Origin of the sequence: Bacillus sp. GZB, assembly GCF_001975995.1 — a bacterium.
Classification (GTDB): domain Bacteria; phylum Bacillota; class Bacilli; order Bacillales; family Bacillaceae; genus Bacillus; species Bacillus velezensis.
In genome coordinates this window covers 486,407-504,462 of sequence record NZ_MTQG01000016.1, presented here as the reverse complement: position 1 = coordinate 504,462, position 18,056 = coordinate 486,407, and the positions used below count along the sequence as shown (strand labels likewise).

At 47.0% G+C, this 18,056-nt stretch carries 15 protein-coding genes; 7 read left to right on the top strand and 8 right to left on the bottom strand.

What is annotated here, in order from left to right; genetic code table 11:
• Nucleotides 1-2: 2 nt before the first annotated feature.
• Entirely contained in the window at nt 3-164 is a 162-nt protein-coding gene (edmS, locus tag BXO87_RS20510; RefSeq protein ID WP_003151344.1) for an extrachromosomal elements maintenance protein EdmS, read from the top strand.
• 150 nt (nt 165-314) lie between these two features.
• Complete coding sequence (locus tag BXO87_RS08305; RefSeq protein WP_061047035.1) at nt 315-1,550, top strand: C40 family peptidase; 1,236 nt, start codon at nt 315-317, stop codon at nt 1,548-1,550.
• 38 nt (nt 1,551-1,588) lie between these two features.
• On the opposite strand, the gene BXO87_RS08300 is transcribed toward BXO87_RS08305, so the two are convergent.
• The 3 genes from BXO87_RS08300 to BXO87_RS08290 form a co-directional block, all read right to left on the bottom strand.
• Complete coding sequence (locus BXO87_RS08300; RefSeq protein WP_032876089.1) at nt 1,589-2,314, bottom strand: sunset domain-containing protein; 726 nt, start codon at nt 2,312-2,314, stop codon at nt 1,589-1,591.
• A gap of 104 nt (nt 2,315-2,418) precedes the next feature.
• Nucleotides 2,419-3,276, bottom strand: coding sequence for a Cof-type HAD-IIB family hydrolase (locus BXO87_RS08295; protein ID WP_007614165.1), 858 nt, complete (start codon nt 3,274-3,276; stop codon nt 2,419-2,421).
• 154 nt (nt 3,277-3,430) lie between these two features.
• Complete coding sequence (locus BXO87_RS08290) at nt 3,431-4,417, bottom strand: LCP family protein (protein WP_007407510.1); 987 nt, start codon at nt 4,415-4,417, stop codon at nt 3,431-3,433.
• Nucleotides 4,418-4,721: 304 nt separating this feature from the next.
• On the opposite strand from BXO87_RS08290, the gene BXO87_RS08285 reads away from it, so the two are divergent.
• A complete protein-coding gene (locus BXO87_RS08285) occupies nt 4,722-6,098 on the top strand; it encodes a sugar porter family MFS transporter (RefSeq protein ID WP_007407509.1) in 1,377 nt (458 codons plus the stop codon).
• Between the two features lie 92 nt (nt 6,099-6,190).
• Entirely contained in the window at nt 6,191-7,603 is a 1,413-nt protein-coding gene (locus tag BXO87_RS08280) for a bifunctional glycosyltransferase family 2 protein/class I SAM-dependent methyltransferase (protein WP_080686318.1), read from the top strand.
• Between the two features lie 3 nt (nt 7,604-7,606).
• Here the strand turns inward: BXO87_RS08280 and BXO87_RS08275 are convergent, their stop codons facing one another.
• Genes BXO87_RS08275 through gerBA form a run of 3 tightly spaced genes read right to left on the bottom strand, consistent with a single transcriptional unit; the run spans nt 7,607 to nt 11,297 of the window.
• Nucleotides 7,607-8,737: a Ger(x)C family spore germination protein gene (locus BXO87_RS08275; protein WP_032867485.1), complete on the bottom strand. Its 1,131-nt coding sequence runs from the start codon at nt 8,735-8,737 to the stop codon at nt 7,607-7,609.
• Nucleotides 8,734-9,840, bottom strand: coding sequence for a GerAB/ArcD/ProY family transporter (locus BXO87_RS08270; protein ID WP_015240707.1), 1,107 nt, complete (start codon nt 9,838-9,840; stop codon nt 8,734-8,736). Before BXO87_RS08270 ends, BXO87_RS08275 begins: the two co-directional genes overlap by 4 nt.
• A gap of 5 nt (nt 9,841-9,845) precedes the next feature.
• The gene (gene gerBA / locus BXO87_RS08265; protein WP_076851306.1) at nt 9,846-11,297 is read right to left on the bottom strand and encodes a spore germination protein GerBA; all 1,452 of its coding nucleotides are present in this window, start codon (nt 11,295-11,297) and stop codon (nt 9,846-9,848) included.
• 216 nt (nt 11,298-11,513) lie between these two features.
• Here gerBA and manA point away from each other — a divergent pair, with 216 nt between their 5' ends.
• The gene (gene manA, locus BXO87_RS08260; RefSeq protein WP_038460905.1) at nt 11,514-12,464 is read left to right on the top strand and encodes a mannose-6-phosphate isomerase, class I; all 951 of its coding nucleotides are present in this window, start codon (nt 11,514-11,516) and stop codon (nt 12,462-12,464) included.
• A 140-nt stretch (nt 12,465-12,604) separates the two neighbouring features.
• On the top strand, nt 12,605-15,250 hold the full coding sequence (locus BXO87_RS08255) for an N-acetylglucosaminidase (RefSeq protein ID WP_038460082.1): 2,646 nt from the start codon (nt 12,605-12,607) through the stop codon (nt 15,248-15,250).
• A gap of 61 nt (nt 15,251-15,311) precedes the next feature.
• Here BXO87_RS08255 and BXO87_RS08250 read toward each other — a convergent pair whose 3' ends face one another.
• A complete protein-coding gene (locus BXO87_RS08250) occupies nt 15,312-16,478 on the bottom strand; it encodes a CDP-glycerol--glycerophosphate glycerophosphotransferase (protein ID WP_038460079.1) in 1,167 nt (388 codons plus the stop codon).
• A gap of 32 nt (nt 16,479-16,510) precedes the next feature.
• On the bottom strand, nt 16,511-17,281 hold the full coding sequence (locus BXO87_RS08245; RefSeq protein WP_007407501.1) for a WecB/TagA/CpsF family glycosyltransferase: 771 nt from the start codon (nt 17,279-17,281) through the stop codon (nt 16,511-16,513).
• Between the two features lie 355 nt (nt 17,282-17,636).
• On the opposite strand from BXO87_RS08245, the gene tagD reads away from it, so the two are divergent.
• Complete coding sequence (gene tagD, locus BXO87_RS08240; protein ID WP_003151361.1) at nt 17,637-18,026, top strand: glycerol-3-phosphate cytidylyltransferase; 390 nt, start codon at nt 17,637-17,639, stop codon at nt 18,024-18,026.
• The last annotated feature ends 30 nt before the right edge of the window (nt 18,027-18,056 follow it).

Sequence of the window (18,056 nt, the reverse complement as noted above, 5' to 3'; positions counted from 1 at the left end):
AAATGAAAATCATTAAAGCGGGATGGCCGTTTGCCGCGATCATTATGGTATTTATGTTTATGTCAGCGTTTAAATACAATGATCAGCTCACAGATCAGGAAAAACAAAAAATTGACACGGAAATGCAAAAAATTCAGCAAGAGGACACAGCGGGCGCAAAATAAGCGCATGATTCCGCTTGCCGGCATATTGTTTGTTCCGAATCCAGTAAAGAATGCCCATAACGGGCATTCTTTTTTTGTGTGCTCTCCTAAACATTTGTTAAAAGTTACCGATGTAAAAACTACTAAAAATGAGGAGAGTGAATAGAAAACATGCTCACAAGCTGGAGGAAGTACATCCTTGCCGGCCTTATGATTTGTCTTGTGGCACCCGCAGTAACGAGAACGGAAATTGCTGAAGCGGATTCTCAAGTTTCTGTCCTGATGGTTTCAGACGCGCAAAAACTTGTCGGAAATAAATATGTTTACGGAGGCGAAGAGCCTGAGGACGGTTTTGACCCGTCCGGATTGATGCATTATCTTTTCACCAGGCAGAACATCCATCTGCCGAGAACGGTCAGTGATCAATGGAAGATTGGAACCGCCGTCAAAGAAAATGACCTTTTACCGGGAGATCTTGTGTTTTTCAAAAAGTCGGATTCAACACAAAACGCGCCCGTCCATGACGGTCTTTATATCGGAAACGGAGAGATGATACACAGTTCTCCGTCAGAAGGCGTAACCGTCACACGGTTTCAAAAAAGCAGTTATTGGATGAATTTATATCTTGGCGCAAAGCGGATGACAAAAGATCCGGAACTGGCTGATGACCCGATCGTTCAGGAGGCAGCCCGTTACCTCGACATTCCGTATGTATTCGGCGGAAGCACGCCCGAGGAGGGATTCGACTGTTCGGGGCTGGTCCAATATGTTTTTGAAAACAAGCTTCACATTTACCTGCCGAGATCAGCGGAACAGCAGTGGCTGGTCGGTGAGAAAATCAAACTGAGCGGCATAAAGCCCGGGGACGTGATTTATTTCAGCGACACGTATAAAAAAGGAATTTCCCATGCGGGCATTTATGCGGGAGAGGGAAGGTTCATCCAAGCAAGCCGCTCCGCAAAAGTCACCATTTCTTATTTGTCGGAAGATTACTGGAAAAAACATTTTACAGGGGTGCGCCGATTCAGCAATTTAGCCATTTCTAAAGAAAATCCCGTTGTGTCCACAGCGGCCGATCATATCGGAATTTCTTATCTGAAAGGCGGCGTTTCACCGGAAACCGGCTTTGATACGGCGGGATTTGTTCAATACATCTATCAAAAAGCGAAAGGAATCAGCCTGCCGCGTTATGCGGACAAGCAGATGCAGGCGGGCGTTCCGGTCGATAAACAAGATCTGAAGCCCGGCGATCTGGTCTTCTTTAAAGCGGAAAGCCTGAATCCGGCCATTTATATCGGGAACGGACAAGTGATTCATGTCACCGTGTCCGCAGGCGTTACCATAACAAATATGAACACAAGCGCTTATTGGAAGGACAAATATGCGGGCAGCATCCGGCTTCCGTAAAAAAAGACGTCAGAGAGTGTCTCTGACGTCTTTTTCTTTTACCGTTTCGGCGCTCTGTATCCGGCCGCTACCGCATCCTCTACGGAACAGAACATTTCCGCGGGATCTGTCGTCCGGTCGTAGTATGTACTTCCCGGCGTGTGATAAATGCCGTTCCGGCTGCCTTTAATGTCGCATCCCTGTGAGGTGCCGGCTGCTTTCGTTTCGGCATGTCCGCCGGAGGAAGGGGCGTTGTTTTGCGCCGTTTCCGCGTTTTCGGATGTTTTTGTTTCTGCTTTCTGCCGCTTTAAAGTTTTATTTTCTGACTGAAGCGTTTCAGCGGTCTTTTCGAGCTTCTTTTGTGAATTTTTTAATTTCTCATTGTCTTGTTTGAGTGATTTGTTTGTTTTTTTCAGCTCACTTATCTCTTGGCTGAGTTTGCTGAGTTTTTCTTCATTGCCGGCTTCGGCTTCGGATTTCTCCTTTTCGGCCGCGGCACTGATGCTTTCATATTTTTTCTCAAGCGCCTGGTGTTCCTTCGTCAATTTTTGATAAGCGGTATCAAGGGTGCTGTATTTCTCCTCTGCCTTCTCGGCCGAGGCGTCCGGTTCTGCGAGGGAGGCGCCGGTCAGAAGCAGGATAAATCCGCCGATAAGAAGGGGCCAAAACAGCTTTTTTGAAAAATGTTTTTCTTTTTTTGCCGCTTTGCATATGAGATGGAATATTCCGTATCCGACTGCACAGAGAAAAGCTAAACATCCTATAATAGCGATTGCATTCGACATCATGAAACTCCTTTTTTCTTTATCTTACAATTTATTTTCATTTTTGGGAATTTCTTTTTTGGGAACATGAAAAACCAGGCCGTGAAAGACCTGGCTTTTGCCTTTTATTGATCGTTGTCGAGAAGCCGGTTGATGAAATATGCGACGCCGTTTTCATCGTTGCTTTTTGTAATATACGTGCTTTTTTCCTTCAGTTCATCAATCGCATTGCCCATGGCGATGCGGTTTCCCGCCGCTTCAAACATGGAGAAATCATTCGGGCTGTCGCCGATGGCGTAAATATCCTGTTTTTCAATTCCGTACAGTGAGGCAAGCTCCGTCAGAGCACGTCCCTTTCCGGAGCCGGCAGGGAGGATTTCGATAATGTGTTTTCCGGAAGATGTCTGGGATAATTTCGGATGATGTGTAATTTCTTCTTTGGCGTTTCTCAGTTTTTCCATATCAAAAGAGAAACAAAGAAGCTTGTAAACATGTTCGTCTCCGTTAAAAATCGCCTGTATATCCTGTACGGGTTTAATGCCGAATTGTTTGAACTGCGTCTTTGCGCCCTCCCATAATGTCTGGATATCTTCCTTGGGATTGGCGCTTTTCAGAATGTCCAGTTCTGCCTGCAGTTTGGACTCGCCGTCAAATGGGGACAGCAGATGATCATCTGTATAGACCTCAAAGTAAATGTCTTTGTCCGTTAAATAAGCGGCGATATCCTTCCCGGCCTGCTGATCCATTAAGAGCCGGCTGACGAGGCGGTATCCTTTGTCATGGACTGTCCCGCCGTTTGCCGCAATGATCGGAATATCCAAATCCTTCAAGAGCGCTTTTACATCAAACGTGGCTCTGCCCGTGCAGATGGCCACGAGAATGCCCGCTTCATCCGCTCTTTGTAAAGCCGCTCTGTTTTCCGGAGAAATCACACTGTCCGAGTTCAGTAATGTGCCGTCTAAGTCAATGGCTATCAATTTCATATGTATGGATGCCCTCCTTAAAAATAAAGCTGCTTCATGTAGTATGTTCAGCTTTGTGCGAAATCAGCAGAAAGCCGTCAGTTAAAAGGCTATACCTTCATGTCCTTTTTTTCAACAGAAAAACGGCGGGATTTGCTAATCCCGCCGTGACATCTTACGCGTTTAAATCATTTTTTAATTTCGTTTTCACTTCTTGAAGGTTTTCCTCATTCAGCTTGAAGTAATAAATATTTTTGCCGTACTGAGGAGTGTAAATATAGCTGTCTGAACCTGTCAGCTGCAAAGAATCCACCGATTTCAGCGATGTGATAAACGGGAACAGACCGATGGCGTCATTAAGAGATAAGTTCATTTTCAAGTTTTTCCCTAAGCTGTCGACGATATCATCATAAGATGGGATCGAGCTTAACGATTTAGATTTTTTAATAATGGCGCTCAGCACTTCCATCTGTCTTTGTCCGCGCATCAGATCGGTGTCCGCTTTGCGTGTTCTTACATAAGCCAGCGCCTGCTCACCGTCAAGCGTCTGGACGCCCGGCTTCAGCACGACTTTTCCTTTTGTATCGACTTTAATACGATCGGCAATTTTCTGGCTTTTCACATTTACCGTAACGCCGTTCAACTCATTGACGACATCGCGGAACGCGTCGAAGTTGCTCTCAACCACGTAATCTACCGGAATATCAAGCATGTTTTCTACTGTTTTATAAGTTAAATTATAACCGCCGTAAGCATGTGCGTGCGCGAATTTGTCATAGCCGTGTCCCGGGATGTTGACATAGGAATCCCGCGGAATGCTGAGCATCGTCGCTGTTTTCTTTTTCCGGTTGAAGGTGACGAGCACGTTGGCGTCACTTCTTGCGTCATCTACTGATTCGCCCTTATTGTCACGGGCGTCTATTCCTAAAAGCAATACGGTGAAAGAATCCTTCTTCGGGTCAAATTCTTTGATCCGTTTTACGGACTGGTCGCCGCGGTCAAGGCTGACGTGCGCTTCTTTGGTCGCATTATTCAATTTCACAAATGCGTAGGTGCCGACGGAACCGGCGATCACCAATAAGAAAGCGGCGAATACCAGTACAAATTTCACCCATTTTCTGAGGCGTCTTTTCTTTTTTCTGCGTTGAGATCGTTCTTCCATATCATTACCTCTCGTTTCTATTCTTTGTGAAGCGTACCATAATTGTTGACTTGGAGCAACTCTGCAAATGAGAAAATTCCAAATCTTTCTCTCTATTTCGATAACATCTACTGTTATTTTTGCATCAGGTTCACATTATATTGGACGGCAGGAAGCGGGAAATGTTTCGTCGCTTTGTAAAAAATAATTAGTAAAATAATGGATATTAACGGTGCGGAAGGTTTGAAACGGACGGAAACAGGTAAAAGAAGCAGTAGAACAATTCCGCGCGGATACAGCGTTGGATGAAGGGAGTCTACATAACATGAAAAGCATACACTCGAATAAATGGCTCTATTTTTTCGGCGCACTCGGCGGCGCGTTATACGGATATGATACCGGAGTCATTTCCGGAGCTATTTTATTTATGAAAAAAGAACTGGGACTGAACGCCTTTACAGAAGGCCTCGTCGTCAGTTCGTTATTGGCGGGGGCGATTCTCGGATCGGGATTCGCCGGCAAACTGACCGACCGGTTCGGCAGGCGGAAGGCCATCATGGGAGCGGCGCTGCTGTTTTGTATAGGCGGTTTAGGAGTCGCTTTTGCCCCGAATACAGAGGTGATGGTTCTTTTCCGGATCATTCTCGGACTGGCTGTCGGAACATCTACAACGATCGTTCCGCTCTATTTATCGGAGCTGGCTCCGAAGCATAAACGAGGGGCGCTTTCTTCGCTGAATCAGCTGATGATTACGGTCGGAATCCTCGTTTCTTATATCGTGAACTATATATTTGCCGATGCAGGCGCTTGGCGCTGGATGCTTGGACTTGCGGTTGTGCCGTCAGTCATTCTGCTGATCGGAATCCTATTTATGCCGGAAAGCCCGCGCTGGCTGTTTACGATCGGCAAAGAAGAGAAAGCAAGAGAAATCCTTTCATCATTGCGGGGAACGAAGAATATTGATGATGAGATTGATCAGATGAAAGAAGCGGAAAAGGAAAACGAAGGCGGCTTGAAAGAATTGTTTGAGCCGTGGGTGAGACCCGCGCTGATTGCCGGCCTCGGACTTGCCTTTTTGCAGCAATTCATCGGGACAAATACAATTATTTATTACGCCCCGAAAACATTTACCAGTGTGGGGTTCGGCAATTCCGCGTCTATATTGGGAACGGTCGGAATCGGCGCCGTCAATGTCATCATGACGCTTGCGGCTATTAAAGTCATTGATAAAATTGGCCGGAAGCCGCTGCTGCTGGCCGGAAATGCGGGCATGGTCATCAGTCTGCTCGTATTGGCCGCGGTCAATCTTTTCTTTGAACATTCAGCAGCCGCATCATGGACAACGGTGATTTGTTTAGGCCTGTTTATCATTGTGTTTGCGGTCAGCTGGGGGCCTGCCGTGTGGGTCATGCTTCCTGAATTATTCCCGCTGCATGTCCGGGGTATCGGGACGGGTGTCTCCACTTTGATGCTGCATGCCGGAACATTGATTGTCTCATTAACCTATCCGATGTTAATGGAAGCAGTCGGCATCAGCTATTTATTTCTCATTTATGCCGCGATCGGGATACTGGCATTCCTGTTCGTCCGGTTTAAAGTGACCGAGACGAAGGGGAAAAGCCTTGAAGAAATTGAGCAGGATCTGAAAAGCCGTAACGGAGGCTCGGGATCAGAATCAAATCGGCGGACAGTTCATCCGTAATATTCAGTTTTAGGGGGCGGTTATTCACCGGCCCCTCAAAACGGATGCCGTGCGGGCGCCCGGTCACATAAATGACGGGGATATGTCATACGTTGTATAAAGTCACGATAAAGGCGGGGATGCCGGTGAAAACGAGTATTATTATCCTTACATATAATGAACTTGAGCTGACGAAAAAATGTCTGGCCAGCATTGAACGATACACCGACAAAGATAAGATTGAACTGATTATAGTTGACAACGGTTCCTCAGACGGAACGAGAGAATACATATCAAATCTGCCTGACGTCAAAGTCATCCTAAATGAAAAAAACCTCGGGTTCGCCAAAGGGTGCAACCAGGGAATCGAAGCGGCAGGGGGAGAAAATCTGCTGTTTCTGAACAACGATACGATGGTCACGAAAAATTGGCTCACCTCCATGCTGAGGGTGCTGTATCATTCTGAAAAAACCGGTATGGTCGGGCCCGTCAGCAACTATGTCAGCGGCGCGCAAATGATCCATGACGCATATCAATCGCTTGATGAGCTGGAGTCATTCGCGGAGGCGTATTGCGCACGGGAAAAGCATCATACAAAGCGGGTGCTGCGCCTTGTCGGTTTCTGTCTTCTGGTGAAAAAAAGCGTCATTGAAGACATCGGCCCGTTCGATGAGCAATTCGGATACGGTTCTTTTGAAGATGATGACCTATGTCTGCGCGCCCTCCAAAAAGGCTACAGCCTGCACATCGCCCTCGATGCCTTTGTGCATCACCACGGGCATGCGACGTTTACGGCTAATCAGGATATCAATATCAATCAGTTATATTCGGAGAACCGCCAGCGTTTTACGGAAAAATGGGGCACTGATTTTACGTACTTTACTCATCCGAGACCGGAAATTGCGGAGCTCGTTCCCCGGGAGGCGAAACGGATACTTGATGTCGGCTGCGGCGCGGGGGCTACGGGGCTGGAACTTCAAAACAGACAGCCTTGCGAACTGTACGGAATAGAACTGCACCCGCTGGCGGCGCAAGCGGCAAAAGGACACTATGAAGCGGTGCTGCAGGAAGATGTCGAAGAAGTGAAGCTGCCTTATCCGGAAGGCTTTTTTGATTGCATCATTTTCGCGGACATCCTTGAGCACTTAAAAGACCCGTGGCGCGTCATTGAAACGTACTCATCCTATTTGTCGCCTGCCGGATCAATCGTTTGCAGCATTCCGAATATTTCCCACGCCGAAGCGCTGTTTCCGCTTCTGCTCGGTGACTGGACATACAGAGACGCCGGCATTCTCGACCGCACCCACTTACGGTTTTTTACGCCGCAGACGGTGCGCACGCTCTTTCCGGAAGAGACATTTGCTGTGAAAAAGCAGTCCTATACGTATGTTCACGTGGATGAGCGGGTGCAGCTGTTTTTACAGGAAATCACACGAATGGCGCAATCGATGCAATTTCCGGTGATACAGCTGCCCGAACAAAGCCGGATTTATCAGATTCTCCTCCGGGTCGAAAAAACAGGCTGAAGGCTACCGTCCCATCGTTCCGAAGTTGGTAATCTGAATGGAAACATCATAGTCAAAGGCCGCTTCGGAAAAGGTCTCATCCCAATGATGCTTTACTTTCTTCCAATAGTCGGGATATTGAATGCGGACTCTGTCAGAAAAGAATACAGGGTCCGTTTCATATTGATTCTGCAGCTTATCGATGACTTCTTTCACATCGCTTTTCAGTTTTTTTTCGAAAATCTTTTCCAGCCCGTTTAAATAGTGCTGATCGAATGAATCTTCTCCGGCATATTGATCCTCTGACAAAAGTCCTTTTGTTTTTACCGCTACATGAAATGACAGCTTCCCGTTTTTCAGCCTGGGAGTGATGGCGGATGTTGATTTTTTGATCTCGAAGGTAATCGGGTGCCCCCCTTTATCCAAAGCGGGCAGCACGCCGCCCCGTATCGTCCCCATCAGCCAATTCAGGCTCTGTATTTCGTATGATGACAGAAAGCCCGCCAATCTGTTTTGTTTTGCGTTTTTGATAATGGCCGCTCCGTCATACACCGTTTTTCCTTTTTGATTGCTGACGGCCTGAATGAGAAAACTGAGTTTATTATGGCAGTAAATCGAAGCTCTCCCGATTCGGAGCGGTTTTAAAATCTTCCCGTTGTAGCCGCCGTTGTTCGTAAGGTCGATCAGCTTTTCCGCGGCCATGGGCTGCTGCTGATTCGGCGTCGGCTCCGTCAGAATATCGGACGCTTTTCCTCTTGCCGCGAAGAGATAGCTGCTCCGCCTTAATTCATCATCGCGGATAAAATGATTCATCATCTGCAGTATATTTTGGTCGGCCAGCAATTTGTCGCTGAATATCAGCACTTTTAAGTGATCGCTGTAAACAGGCGGATCTTTTAAAGCGACTTCACTGACGGCTTCAAGAATGGTATCCCCCCGCGTCGTCACATTGACAAACACGGGCCGGCCGGAAGCCTGGCTGTTTTCGCTTTGGGGCAGCAGGTTTTGATAGGTTAATTTATATCGGCGGTCACTCGTCTCGTCTATCGCCAGCCCCCGGGCGAAAGACAGCTTTTCGACTTCCTTCGCGTCCCAGCATCCTGAAAGCGTCATCAGTATGAAAAGCGCCGCCGCCCATTTTATGAAAAGTGTCATGACGTCTTTTTCCTCCCGGCTATTTTTTTCATCCAGCTGACAAACCAGATGAGAAAAGGAATCATAATGACGGCAAAAAACGCATATCCGAGAATATTCGCGAATGCAAACACACTGTTGATATCATCGGGGTACATTGAAAGGCCGAATGTCACTGCCAATAAGCCTCCCAGCAGCCAGGCATTGTTTTTATTTTTCAGTTTGAAAATGGTGTTTAATCCGAGATGCGCCCCTTTAAAAGAACCGAGCATACAGGTGAACTGCTGGCATGTCCACGTAATTAAAAGAAAGATATCAAACCGCTCTATGAAAATGCCCCTGATTTCCAAGGCATGAATCAGGGAAATGGTCGGATACGTCACCGTTTTGGCTTCAGCGACCGACATACAGCCGATGACGACAAGCAGCGTAAAGCTGTAAAAAATGCTGGCGCCTGCGATGCCGAAGACAGCCGCCTTTTTCGCCTGCTTCGGGTTTTTCATAAACGGCACCAGATAAAGAATCACCTCAAGTCCCGAAAAATACAGAAGGGTCCGCGGAAACAGCTCAAAAAAGCTTTTGTAGCCTCCTTCCATGACCGGGCGGACGAAATCCAGCTTAAACAGTCTCAAACTGAATATGAGCAGCGTAATCAGAATGACGATCGCAATCGGAAACAGATAGGCATAAAGCTTTGAAATGGGATAGACCCCGCCGGTCACATGGTAAATGCCGACCGCCAGAAAGATGAATATGACGACACCCATCGGCGTATTTTTCAGTAAAAAGTAATTGATGACTTCACCGAGAAAACGGGCTTGAAAACAGACGGTGACGACAAAATAACAGCTGATGAATAAATTCAGAAGAGAACCGATGGCGCGGCCCATGATGCTTTGATTCAGCTCATAAATGGTTTCCCCGCTGTTTTTCTGCAAAAACGGCATAAAGAGCAGGACGATGCCGATAAACACGACACTCTGCACAAGAATAATGATCCATCCGCTCGGACTGTCCGCTGTTGCGGCGGAGCGCGGCAGTGTTAACACGCCCGCTCCGATCATTGTTCCGCTTACCATGAGAAGTGTCTGCATAAACGACAGCTTGTCTTCCGGTTTTTTCATGGGGATCACCTTTGCTTGATTTTATCTTTCGTCTCTTTTCTGGTCGGCCGTTTTTTCAAAAGAGGCGTCGGCAGTCTGACGATCGTATCTTTTAAGTCTTGGCCAGGCTGCGCCATGATCGGAATAAGATAGTCCTGACCGAAGCTTTTCAGGCGCATCAGATGGCCGATGACAAGCAGATAGCACATGATCAGTCCGTATAAACCTAATATCGCCGACAGAATCATTGAAAAAATACGGATGAGCCTCAGCGGAAAATTGAACGCATAGGAGGGCGCCGTAAAAGAAGCCAACGCCGTAACGGATACGACAATGACCATCATCGCGCTGACAATATTCGCCTGAACGGCGGCCTGTCCGATCACCACGCCCCCGATCAGGCCGATCGTCTGTCCGATCGGCTTCGGCAGCCTGAGTCCGGCTTCTCTGATCATCTCGATCGTAAAAATCATGATGAACGCTTCAACAAAAGGAGGGAACGGGACATTCAATCTGCTTCCGGCAATCGTAACCGCCATTCTCGTCGGTAAGAGCCCCGTGTGAAACGTAACGAGCGATATGTAAAGGCCGGGTAAATAAATCGTGATTAAAATGCATGTATACCGAAGCAGCCTGAGAAAGGTAACCGGAACCCACCGCTGATTATAATCGTCAGGGGAGTGGATAAATTCATCAACGGTAGCCGGCACCAAAAGGGTAAAAGGCGTTCCGTCTACAAGAATGGAAACCCTTCCTTCCAAAAGAGCGCCCATAACCCGGTCGGGCCGTTCGGTCGTCAAGACGGTCGGGAAAATAGAATACGTGTTATCTTCAATAAGCTGCTCGATCGCTCCTGATTCCGGAATGTCGTCAATGGTGATGGACTCCAGTCTTTTCATCACTTCTTTTACAACATCATCAGGGGCAATATCCCGAATGTAGGCAACGGCGATCCGCTTTTTTGTCCGTTCGCCGAGTGTGATCTCTTTGATCTGGAGGTTGGGATCACCGGACTGCTCGCGCAAAAGCGCCGTGTTCGTCCGAAGCTTTTCGACAAAACCTATCCTCGGCCCCCGTTCAAGCACTTCTGAAGACGGTTCTTCAATATCACGCATTTTAAATGTTTCCGTCTCAAACGAAAGAGCTTCCTCCCACCCCTCCGCCAGCAAAACCGATTTGCCGGAGAAAATGTCTGCCTCCGCGTCCTTAAGTGAAGAAAGCCGGGTATGACGATAGCCGAAAGAGATGGATGACGGCGGTGTTTCAGCCGGGTCCTCTTGATGCCGGGCGGCCGCCTGCACGGGCGAAATAATATATTCCGCAAGCAATTGATTGTCGGTCAGTCCGTCTATATATATAAGACAGGCGTCACATTTGCCGTTTCCGTACGTAAACGAATAAAACATCATGTCATCGCTTTGGCCGAACCGTTTTTTCAGCACTTCAAGGTTTTTGCCGAGCTCCGCATGTATCGTCAAAATGTTCCCCCCCTTTCCATCAGTTATTTTAATTTGCGACAAACAAGGCATTTTATTCTGGAATAGGAAATGACTGAGCATTCCGCCCCATCCGAATGGTATAATGAGCAGGTCAGCCATTATACATATTGTTTTTAACCGCGGCTCCCTCCGTGTTTTAAAAAAGACACAGGGGGAATGGGATATGAGCCGCTTTTTAAGGGGAGGGGAACGAACATGACGCAAGAGCCGATTTTTTTACAGCCTGTATGTAAAGAAAAACTATGGGGCGGCACGTTATTACGCGAACGATTCGGATACGACATACCTTCAGAAACAACCGGCGAATGCTGGGCGATTTCAGCCCATCCGCACGGAATGAGCACGGTCAAAAGCGGTCCGTATCAAGGGAAAACCTTGATGGAACTGTGGGATCAGCATAGAGAATTATTCGGCGGAACGGAAGGGGACCGGTTTCCGCTGCTGACGAAAATACTGGACGTCAAACATCATCTGTCTGTTAAAGTCCATCCTGACGATTATGACGCCGAGGAGCATGGACTGGGCGAAACGGGGAAATCTGAGTGCTGGTACATTATTGACTGTAAAGAAAATGCGGAAATCATATACGGTCACACGGCCCGTTCGAAAGCGGAACTTGTCACCATGATTAACAGCGGTGACTGGGAAGGCCTGCTGCGCCGCATGAAGATCAAACCCGGCGATTTTTATTATGTGCCGAGCGGAACCATCCATGCCATTTGCGCGGGGGCGCTCGTGCTTGAAACACAGCAGAATTCAGAGGCGGCCTACCGGATATATGATTACGGGCGTACAGATCAAAACGGCCAGTCGCGTGAGCTGCATATCCGCGATGCCGTCAACGCCGCCACCGTTCCTCATGTGGACGGATTTTTAGATGAATCAACTGAAACGAGAAAAGGCGTCACCATCAAAACCTTTGTGCAGGGAGAATATTTTTCTGTATACAAATGGGATATCAGCGGGACGGCGGAAATGACCCAGGACGCTCCGTTTATGCTGTGCAGCGTCACAGAAGGAAGCGGCTCCATCATCTGTGAAGGCAAGTCCGCCGAGCTTGAAAAAGGCGCGCATTTCATACTGCCGGATCAGATGCCTGACTTTACGATAAACGGAGATTGCACGCTCATCGTTTCTCATATATAAAACCAAACTTAATCCCAGCTCTGGGATTAAGTTTTTTTTATTTGGAAAATTGGGTGGTTTCTCTCTGTAAAAATGAAGAAGGCCGGCCGATAAATAAACTAGTTTGATAGAAACCAATTGAATCAGAAAGAGGAGAAGGAATGAAAAAGAGATTCGTTGCACCTATGTTATTGTCCGCCGTTTTCCTTGTCTTTTGCACCCTTACCCAGCCCGCTGAGGCCGCATACAGCGACTACTCCGTTTACGAGCTGGAAACGAAGCAGCAATTTGCTTCTGAGAACGAGGCGCTTCAAGCGGCAGCGAAATTGAAAAAGGATACGGGGTGGCAGGCTGACGTAAAGAAAGCCGGAAATACGCCGCTCACTTATCAAATCTCAGCTTCAGGCTTACACGATGAAACGGATGCGAAAGCCGTGCTGAAAGATTTTACGAAGCAGACGGGCGTGGCCGGCACTTACAGCGCAAGCGGAAGCAAACAGCCGTACGTGACCGTCACATCAGGCGTTCTATCAGACGAGCGGCAGACGAAAAATCTTCTTGCCGAACTGACGAAAAAAACGAGCGTGACCGGCGCCGTCAAGCCGGCGGGGACAAAACAGCCGTACATGCAGGTTGTGACTGCTGAGATGGCAGCCGAAGCAGACGCAAAAGCGCTCTCGCAAGCGTTGACGAAGCAGACGGGCGTGAAAGCGTCATACCGTCAGATCAAACGGGAAACAGCCCGGTTTCAGATCCAATCAGGAACAATCTCCGGCGATCAAAAAGCCGCTCAAATCCAAACTGATTTTCAAAAGGAAACAGGATTGCAGTCGTCGCTGAAAGTCACGGCAAAGGCCAGTCCGAATATCACCGTGACAGCCTCTGACATTTCAAACGCAAATGATGCGGCAGGTTTAGCGAAACAGCTTCAGCAGAAAACGGGCGTCAAAGGGAATGTTCAAAAGTATGCCCAAAGCAAAACAGCAACCGTGTACAACGTGCAGTCAGGATATTTTAACGGAGTAAGCGCCGTACAAAATGCTATCACCCAAATCAAGAAGAATACGGGTGTCAGCGGAAGCTATCAAAAAGCCGGCAAGAAAAATAATTACACGGTCGCGATGAGCGGACTGACGGCTAAGCAGCTGCAAAGTGTTCAAGCTTTCTTTAAAAAGAAAAAATGGCATTGCGACGCATCGCCTGTCAAAAAGACAGCATCAGTGTCCGTTTATCGGATCACGGCGGGGCAGCTTACCGCTGCACAGGCAGATCAAGCGGAGGCGTTTTTCCGCCAGCAGCATGTAAAGACGGCAAGAACAGCGGCGGGAAAAACAGCAGAAAACGAATATCAGCTGCTTTCTCAGCAGACGGCAGACCAGTCGAAGATAAAAAAAGGATTGAATCTGCTGGCGGGATATAAACTGACTGCCATTTCAAAAACGATATCCAAGCAGACGGACACAACGTACCAAGTCACAACCGAATCACTGCTTGATACGGCAAAGATCAATCGTTCGCTGGACTTTTTCAAAGGGAAAAAAGTATCTGCCTCCGCACAGAAAACAGGTGAAGCGGCGTATACACAATTCAGAATTGAAACGGCACCGCTGCTTAAAAAGGAAGACATTGACCGCGTGACTGCTTTTTTCAAGCAAAACAAAGCGGCCGGAACTGTGAAGGAGACGGGGAAAACCGGCTCTGCACAGTACGTCATCAAAACCGAAACATTCAGCAGTAAAACCGTTTTAAATAAAAGCATGAGCTTTTTCAGCGCCAAACAATTACAGGCCGGCTATACGAGTGAAAGCCATCCGGTTTATGAACTCCGCATTCGCGATCAATTCACGGGAGCGCGGTCAGCGGACGCCGCCTCCCAAAAGCTGAAAAAGCTGTACGGATGGACGATGGCTATTTTGAAAATAAAAAACGGACCGCAAATCATGAATACCAATTACAACATCTCGCTGGCAGATATGGTCAAAAAACAAATGACAGTCAGCCCGCAGACTGATGCCGCGGCTTATGCATCGCTTACGTACATCAATACGGCCTCCGGAACGGTCACAGCCGACGTCCTGAACGTCCGGTCAACCCCGGAAGTCAGCTCCGGCAATATTATCGGGCAGTTGAAAAAAGGCGATAAAGTCAGCATCACAGGCCAGACAAACGGCTGGGCCAAACTCAGCATGGGCTGGAGAAACGCCAGCAGTGACGAAGTCGGGCAGTATGTCAATCCGGCTCACTTCGCACAAGACAGCAAGTATTACTTTCAATTTCTGAAGCTCTCTCAGGCAGCCGGACTGAACGCATCGGAACTGAATCAAAAAGTGCTGGTCAATAAAGGAATACTGACAGGGAAAGGCCAGGCCTTTATTACAGCCGCCGGCAAATACAGCATCAATGAAGTGTATTTGATTTCGCATGCTTTGCTTGAAACGGGCAATGGCACGTCAGAACTTGCGAACGGCATTATGTATAATGGTAAAAAGGTTTACAACATGTACGGCATCGGGGCTTATGACAGCAACCCGAATTACTACGGCGCACAATACGCGTATAATCAAGGCTGGTTTACTCCGGAAGCCGCGATTATCGGCGGAGCCCAATTTATCGGTGCGTCTTATATTCACAATCCTTCATACGAGCAGGATACGCTGTATAAAATGAGATGGTCTCCAGCCGCGGCCCATCAGTATGCGACAGACATCGGCTGGGCGTATAAGCAGGTAAACCGCATGTACAGCTTATACTCACTGCTGGATGACTATACGCTTTACTATGATGTTCCCGTGTATATGAAAGTATAAAAAAAGGGCTGAAGTGTATGCTTCAGCCCTTTCTTCATGCAAAAAACACCCGCCGTCGGATTCAGGCAGGTGCTTCAGCACAATTTTTCATTTTTGTTTCCGCAAATTTCAATAACGCTTCACTCGAATTCCCATCTGAATACATATTCCATTTGTCCGAGAACCGCTTCATTTCTTCTGCACGAAATGACTTTTTCGTCATTTCCTCCAGAAGGGCTTCGCTGTCATGACAAGCCTTTCCGGGAATGACGGACGTATAATTGTCGATTAAACCGCGCTTTTGATCATATTCCTCCAGATCATACGTGAAAAAGAAAATCGGTTTATTTAAGAGCGCGAATTCAAAAGGCACGGAAGAGTAATCCGTAATTAAAATATCAGCGGCTTTCAAGAGATCATGAAGACGCATGTCAGACACGTTCTTGATCAATTCGCTTTCAAACGAAGCCGAAATCTGATGCAAAACGGCAGGATGAAGCTTTACAAGCAGCATATACTCTCCGTTTAACGCGTTTGTGAGCTGTTCTTCGGTGAATGGCAGCCGAAAGGATTGCATATCATAATCCCTGAATGTCGGTGCGTACAGGATGATTTTTTTCGGCCATTTGTGCTTCAGATCGGGCTTGTGTTCTTCATAATAGACGTCAGTCAGGGGGACACCCGTTTTTAACAGCTGGCCGTCCCGTATGCCGAACGACTTTTTAAAAACATCAGCCATCGCGTCTGAGCCGACGGTGACAAAGTCAAACGAACGGTACACTTTTTTAAAACGGCTGATGTCTGATGCCGGGTGGTTTTGATTCGTCACATCCTCAAGGCCGAACTTTTTCAAAGAGCCGTTCGCATGCCACACCTGAATGCATGTCGTTTGCGGCCGGCGGTTTAAGACGCTTGTCATGAGAAAATAGTTATCCGTTATCACCACTTTGCTCTTAAAAAGGATCAAAACAGCCTTCAAAAGATGCAGCGGATGTTTTTCGTTCAGATAAAAAGAGCCGATACCTTCCAGCTCTTTTTTCAGACTGACAGCGTGTCTCGTATACAAAACCGTCACTTCATAAGAAAGCGATTCAGCGTGCGCTTTGTAAGAACGGATGAGAGCCTGCGCATTCTCTTCAAAAGATACCAGCAGGGTCAAATGGTTCTTGGGCTTTACAGGCTTGAACAAAACGCCGAGAACAGACAGATATATAGAATAAAAAGCGGCGAATAAAGATCGCAAGTTCATAGATTACCAATCTCTTTTGCTGTTTTATTTGTTTAAAGCTGTTTCGTTTGATCTTCTGCCTGCTTGGAATACAGGCTTTTATTTGATTTATTATTTCTCAAAACGGTAAAAGCATACTTCGGAATGTTCAGCATCCTTTTCCATCTCCACGGATTCGTCACCAGTCTGTACAGCCATTCCAGATTCGTTTTAATCATCCATTCAGGGGCGCGTTTCACCGTTCCGCTGAACACATCAAAGCTTCCGCCCAAACCGATCGATACAGCCTGAGGGAAAAGATGTTTGTATTCATAAATAAATTGTTCCTGATGGGGATATCCTAAGGCGACAAACACGAGATCGGGTTTCGCCCGGGAAATCTGTTTGGCGACGAAGCGTTTATCCGCTTCATAACCGTTGCTGGCTCCGACAACCTCAATATTCGGATACTCTTTGCTGATCCGGTTCAAAACGGCGTCAAGCACGTCTTGTTTAGCTCCGTATAAAAATATTTTTTTAGACTGCCGGTTTGCGAGGCCGAGCAGCGCAAGAAACACATCGAATCCCGCAATTCTTGATTTCAGCGGGTGCTGCGTCAAACGTGACATTAACACGACGCCGATACCATCCGGCAGGACGAAATCCGCGGATGAAATGACTTGATGATAACCTTTGTCTTTCGCCGCAGCGTATCCGATCTCAGGATTGACCGTCGCAATGACGGCTCCTTGCTTTTGTGCGATATAATAAGTGTCTAAATATGAAATAAACTCCTGTAAATTTCCATTAACATAAGAAAGGTTGTGCACCATTTCAGTCTGCATCTGCCGTCCTCCTTTTTGTACGGGATTTTCTTTCACTTTTTCGTGACTTAGGCTAAGCTTTATTTTAACATAATACCTTCAGATAAACTTAACAATAGTTTTACAAAAATATAAATAAGATAACAATTTCTTTAATCATACGCGCAAAAACCCTGCTAAACTCCTATTGTAATAACATTTGTTAATAAGTGGATTTTAACTTCGTTTTACATTGGCTTAACCTTTTCAGGGCTATGTGATATAATGAGGTTCCATGAGTACGAAATTGGCACTTTAGTGATTAAGGATACAGCTGCGCAGCATTTCAGGGCAGTTGCTTGTTATACGTATGATGATAGAAAGGAGCTTTTGTTTCATGAAGAAGGTCATTACTTACGGTACGTTTGATTTACTGCATTGGGGTCATATTAAACTGCTTGAGCGCGCAAAGCAGCTTGGGGATTACCTTGTTGTCGCCATCTCAACAGACGAGTTCAACCTGCAAAAACAAAAAAAGGCCTACCACAGCTATGAACACAGAAAGCTGATTCTGGAAACGATCCGTTATGTCGACGAAGTCATTCCGGAAAACAGCTGGGATCAAAAAGTACGTGACGTAGCGGATCACAACATCGACGTGTTCGTAATGGGAGACGATTGGGAAGGCAAATTCGATTTCCTTAAAGATCAATGCGAAGTCATCTACCTCCCTAGAACCGAAGGCATTTCCACCACACAGATTAAAAAAGAAATTGCCGGGGTGTAATTGAAACATTCGGATATACAGATGATAAAG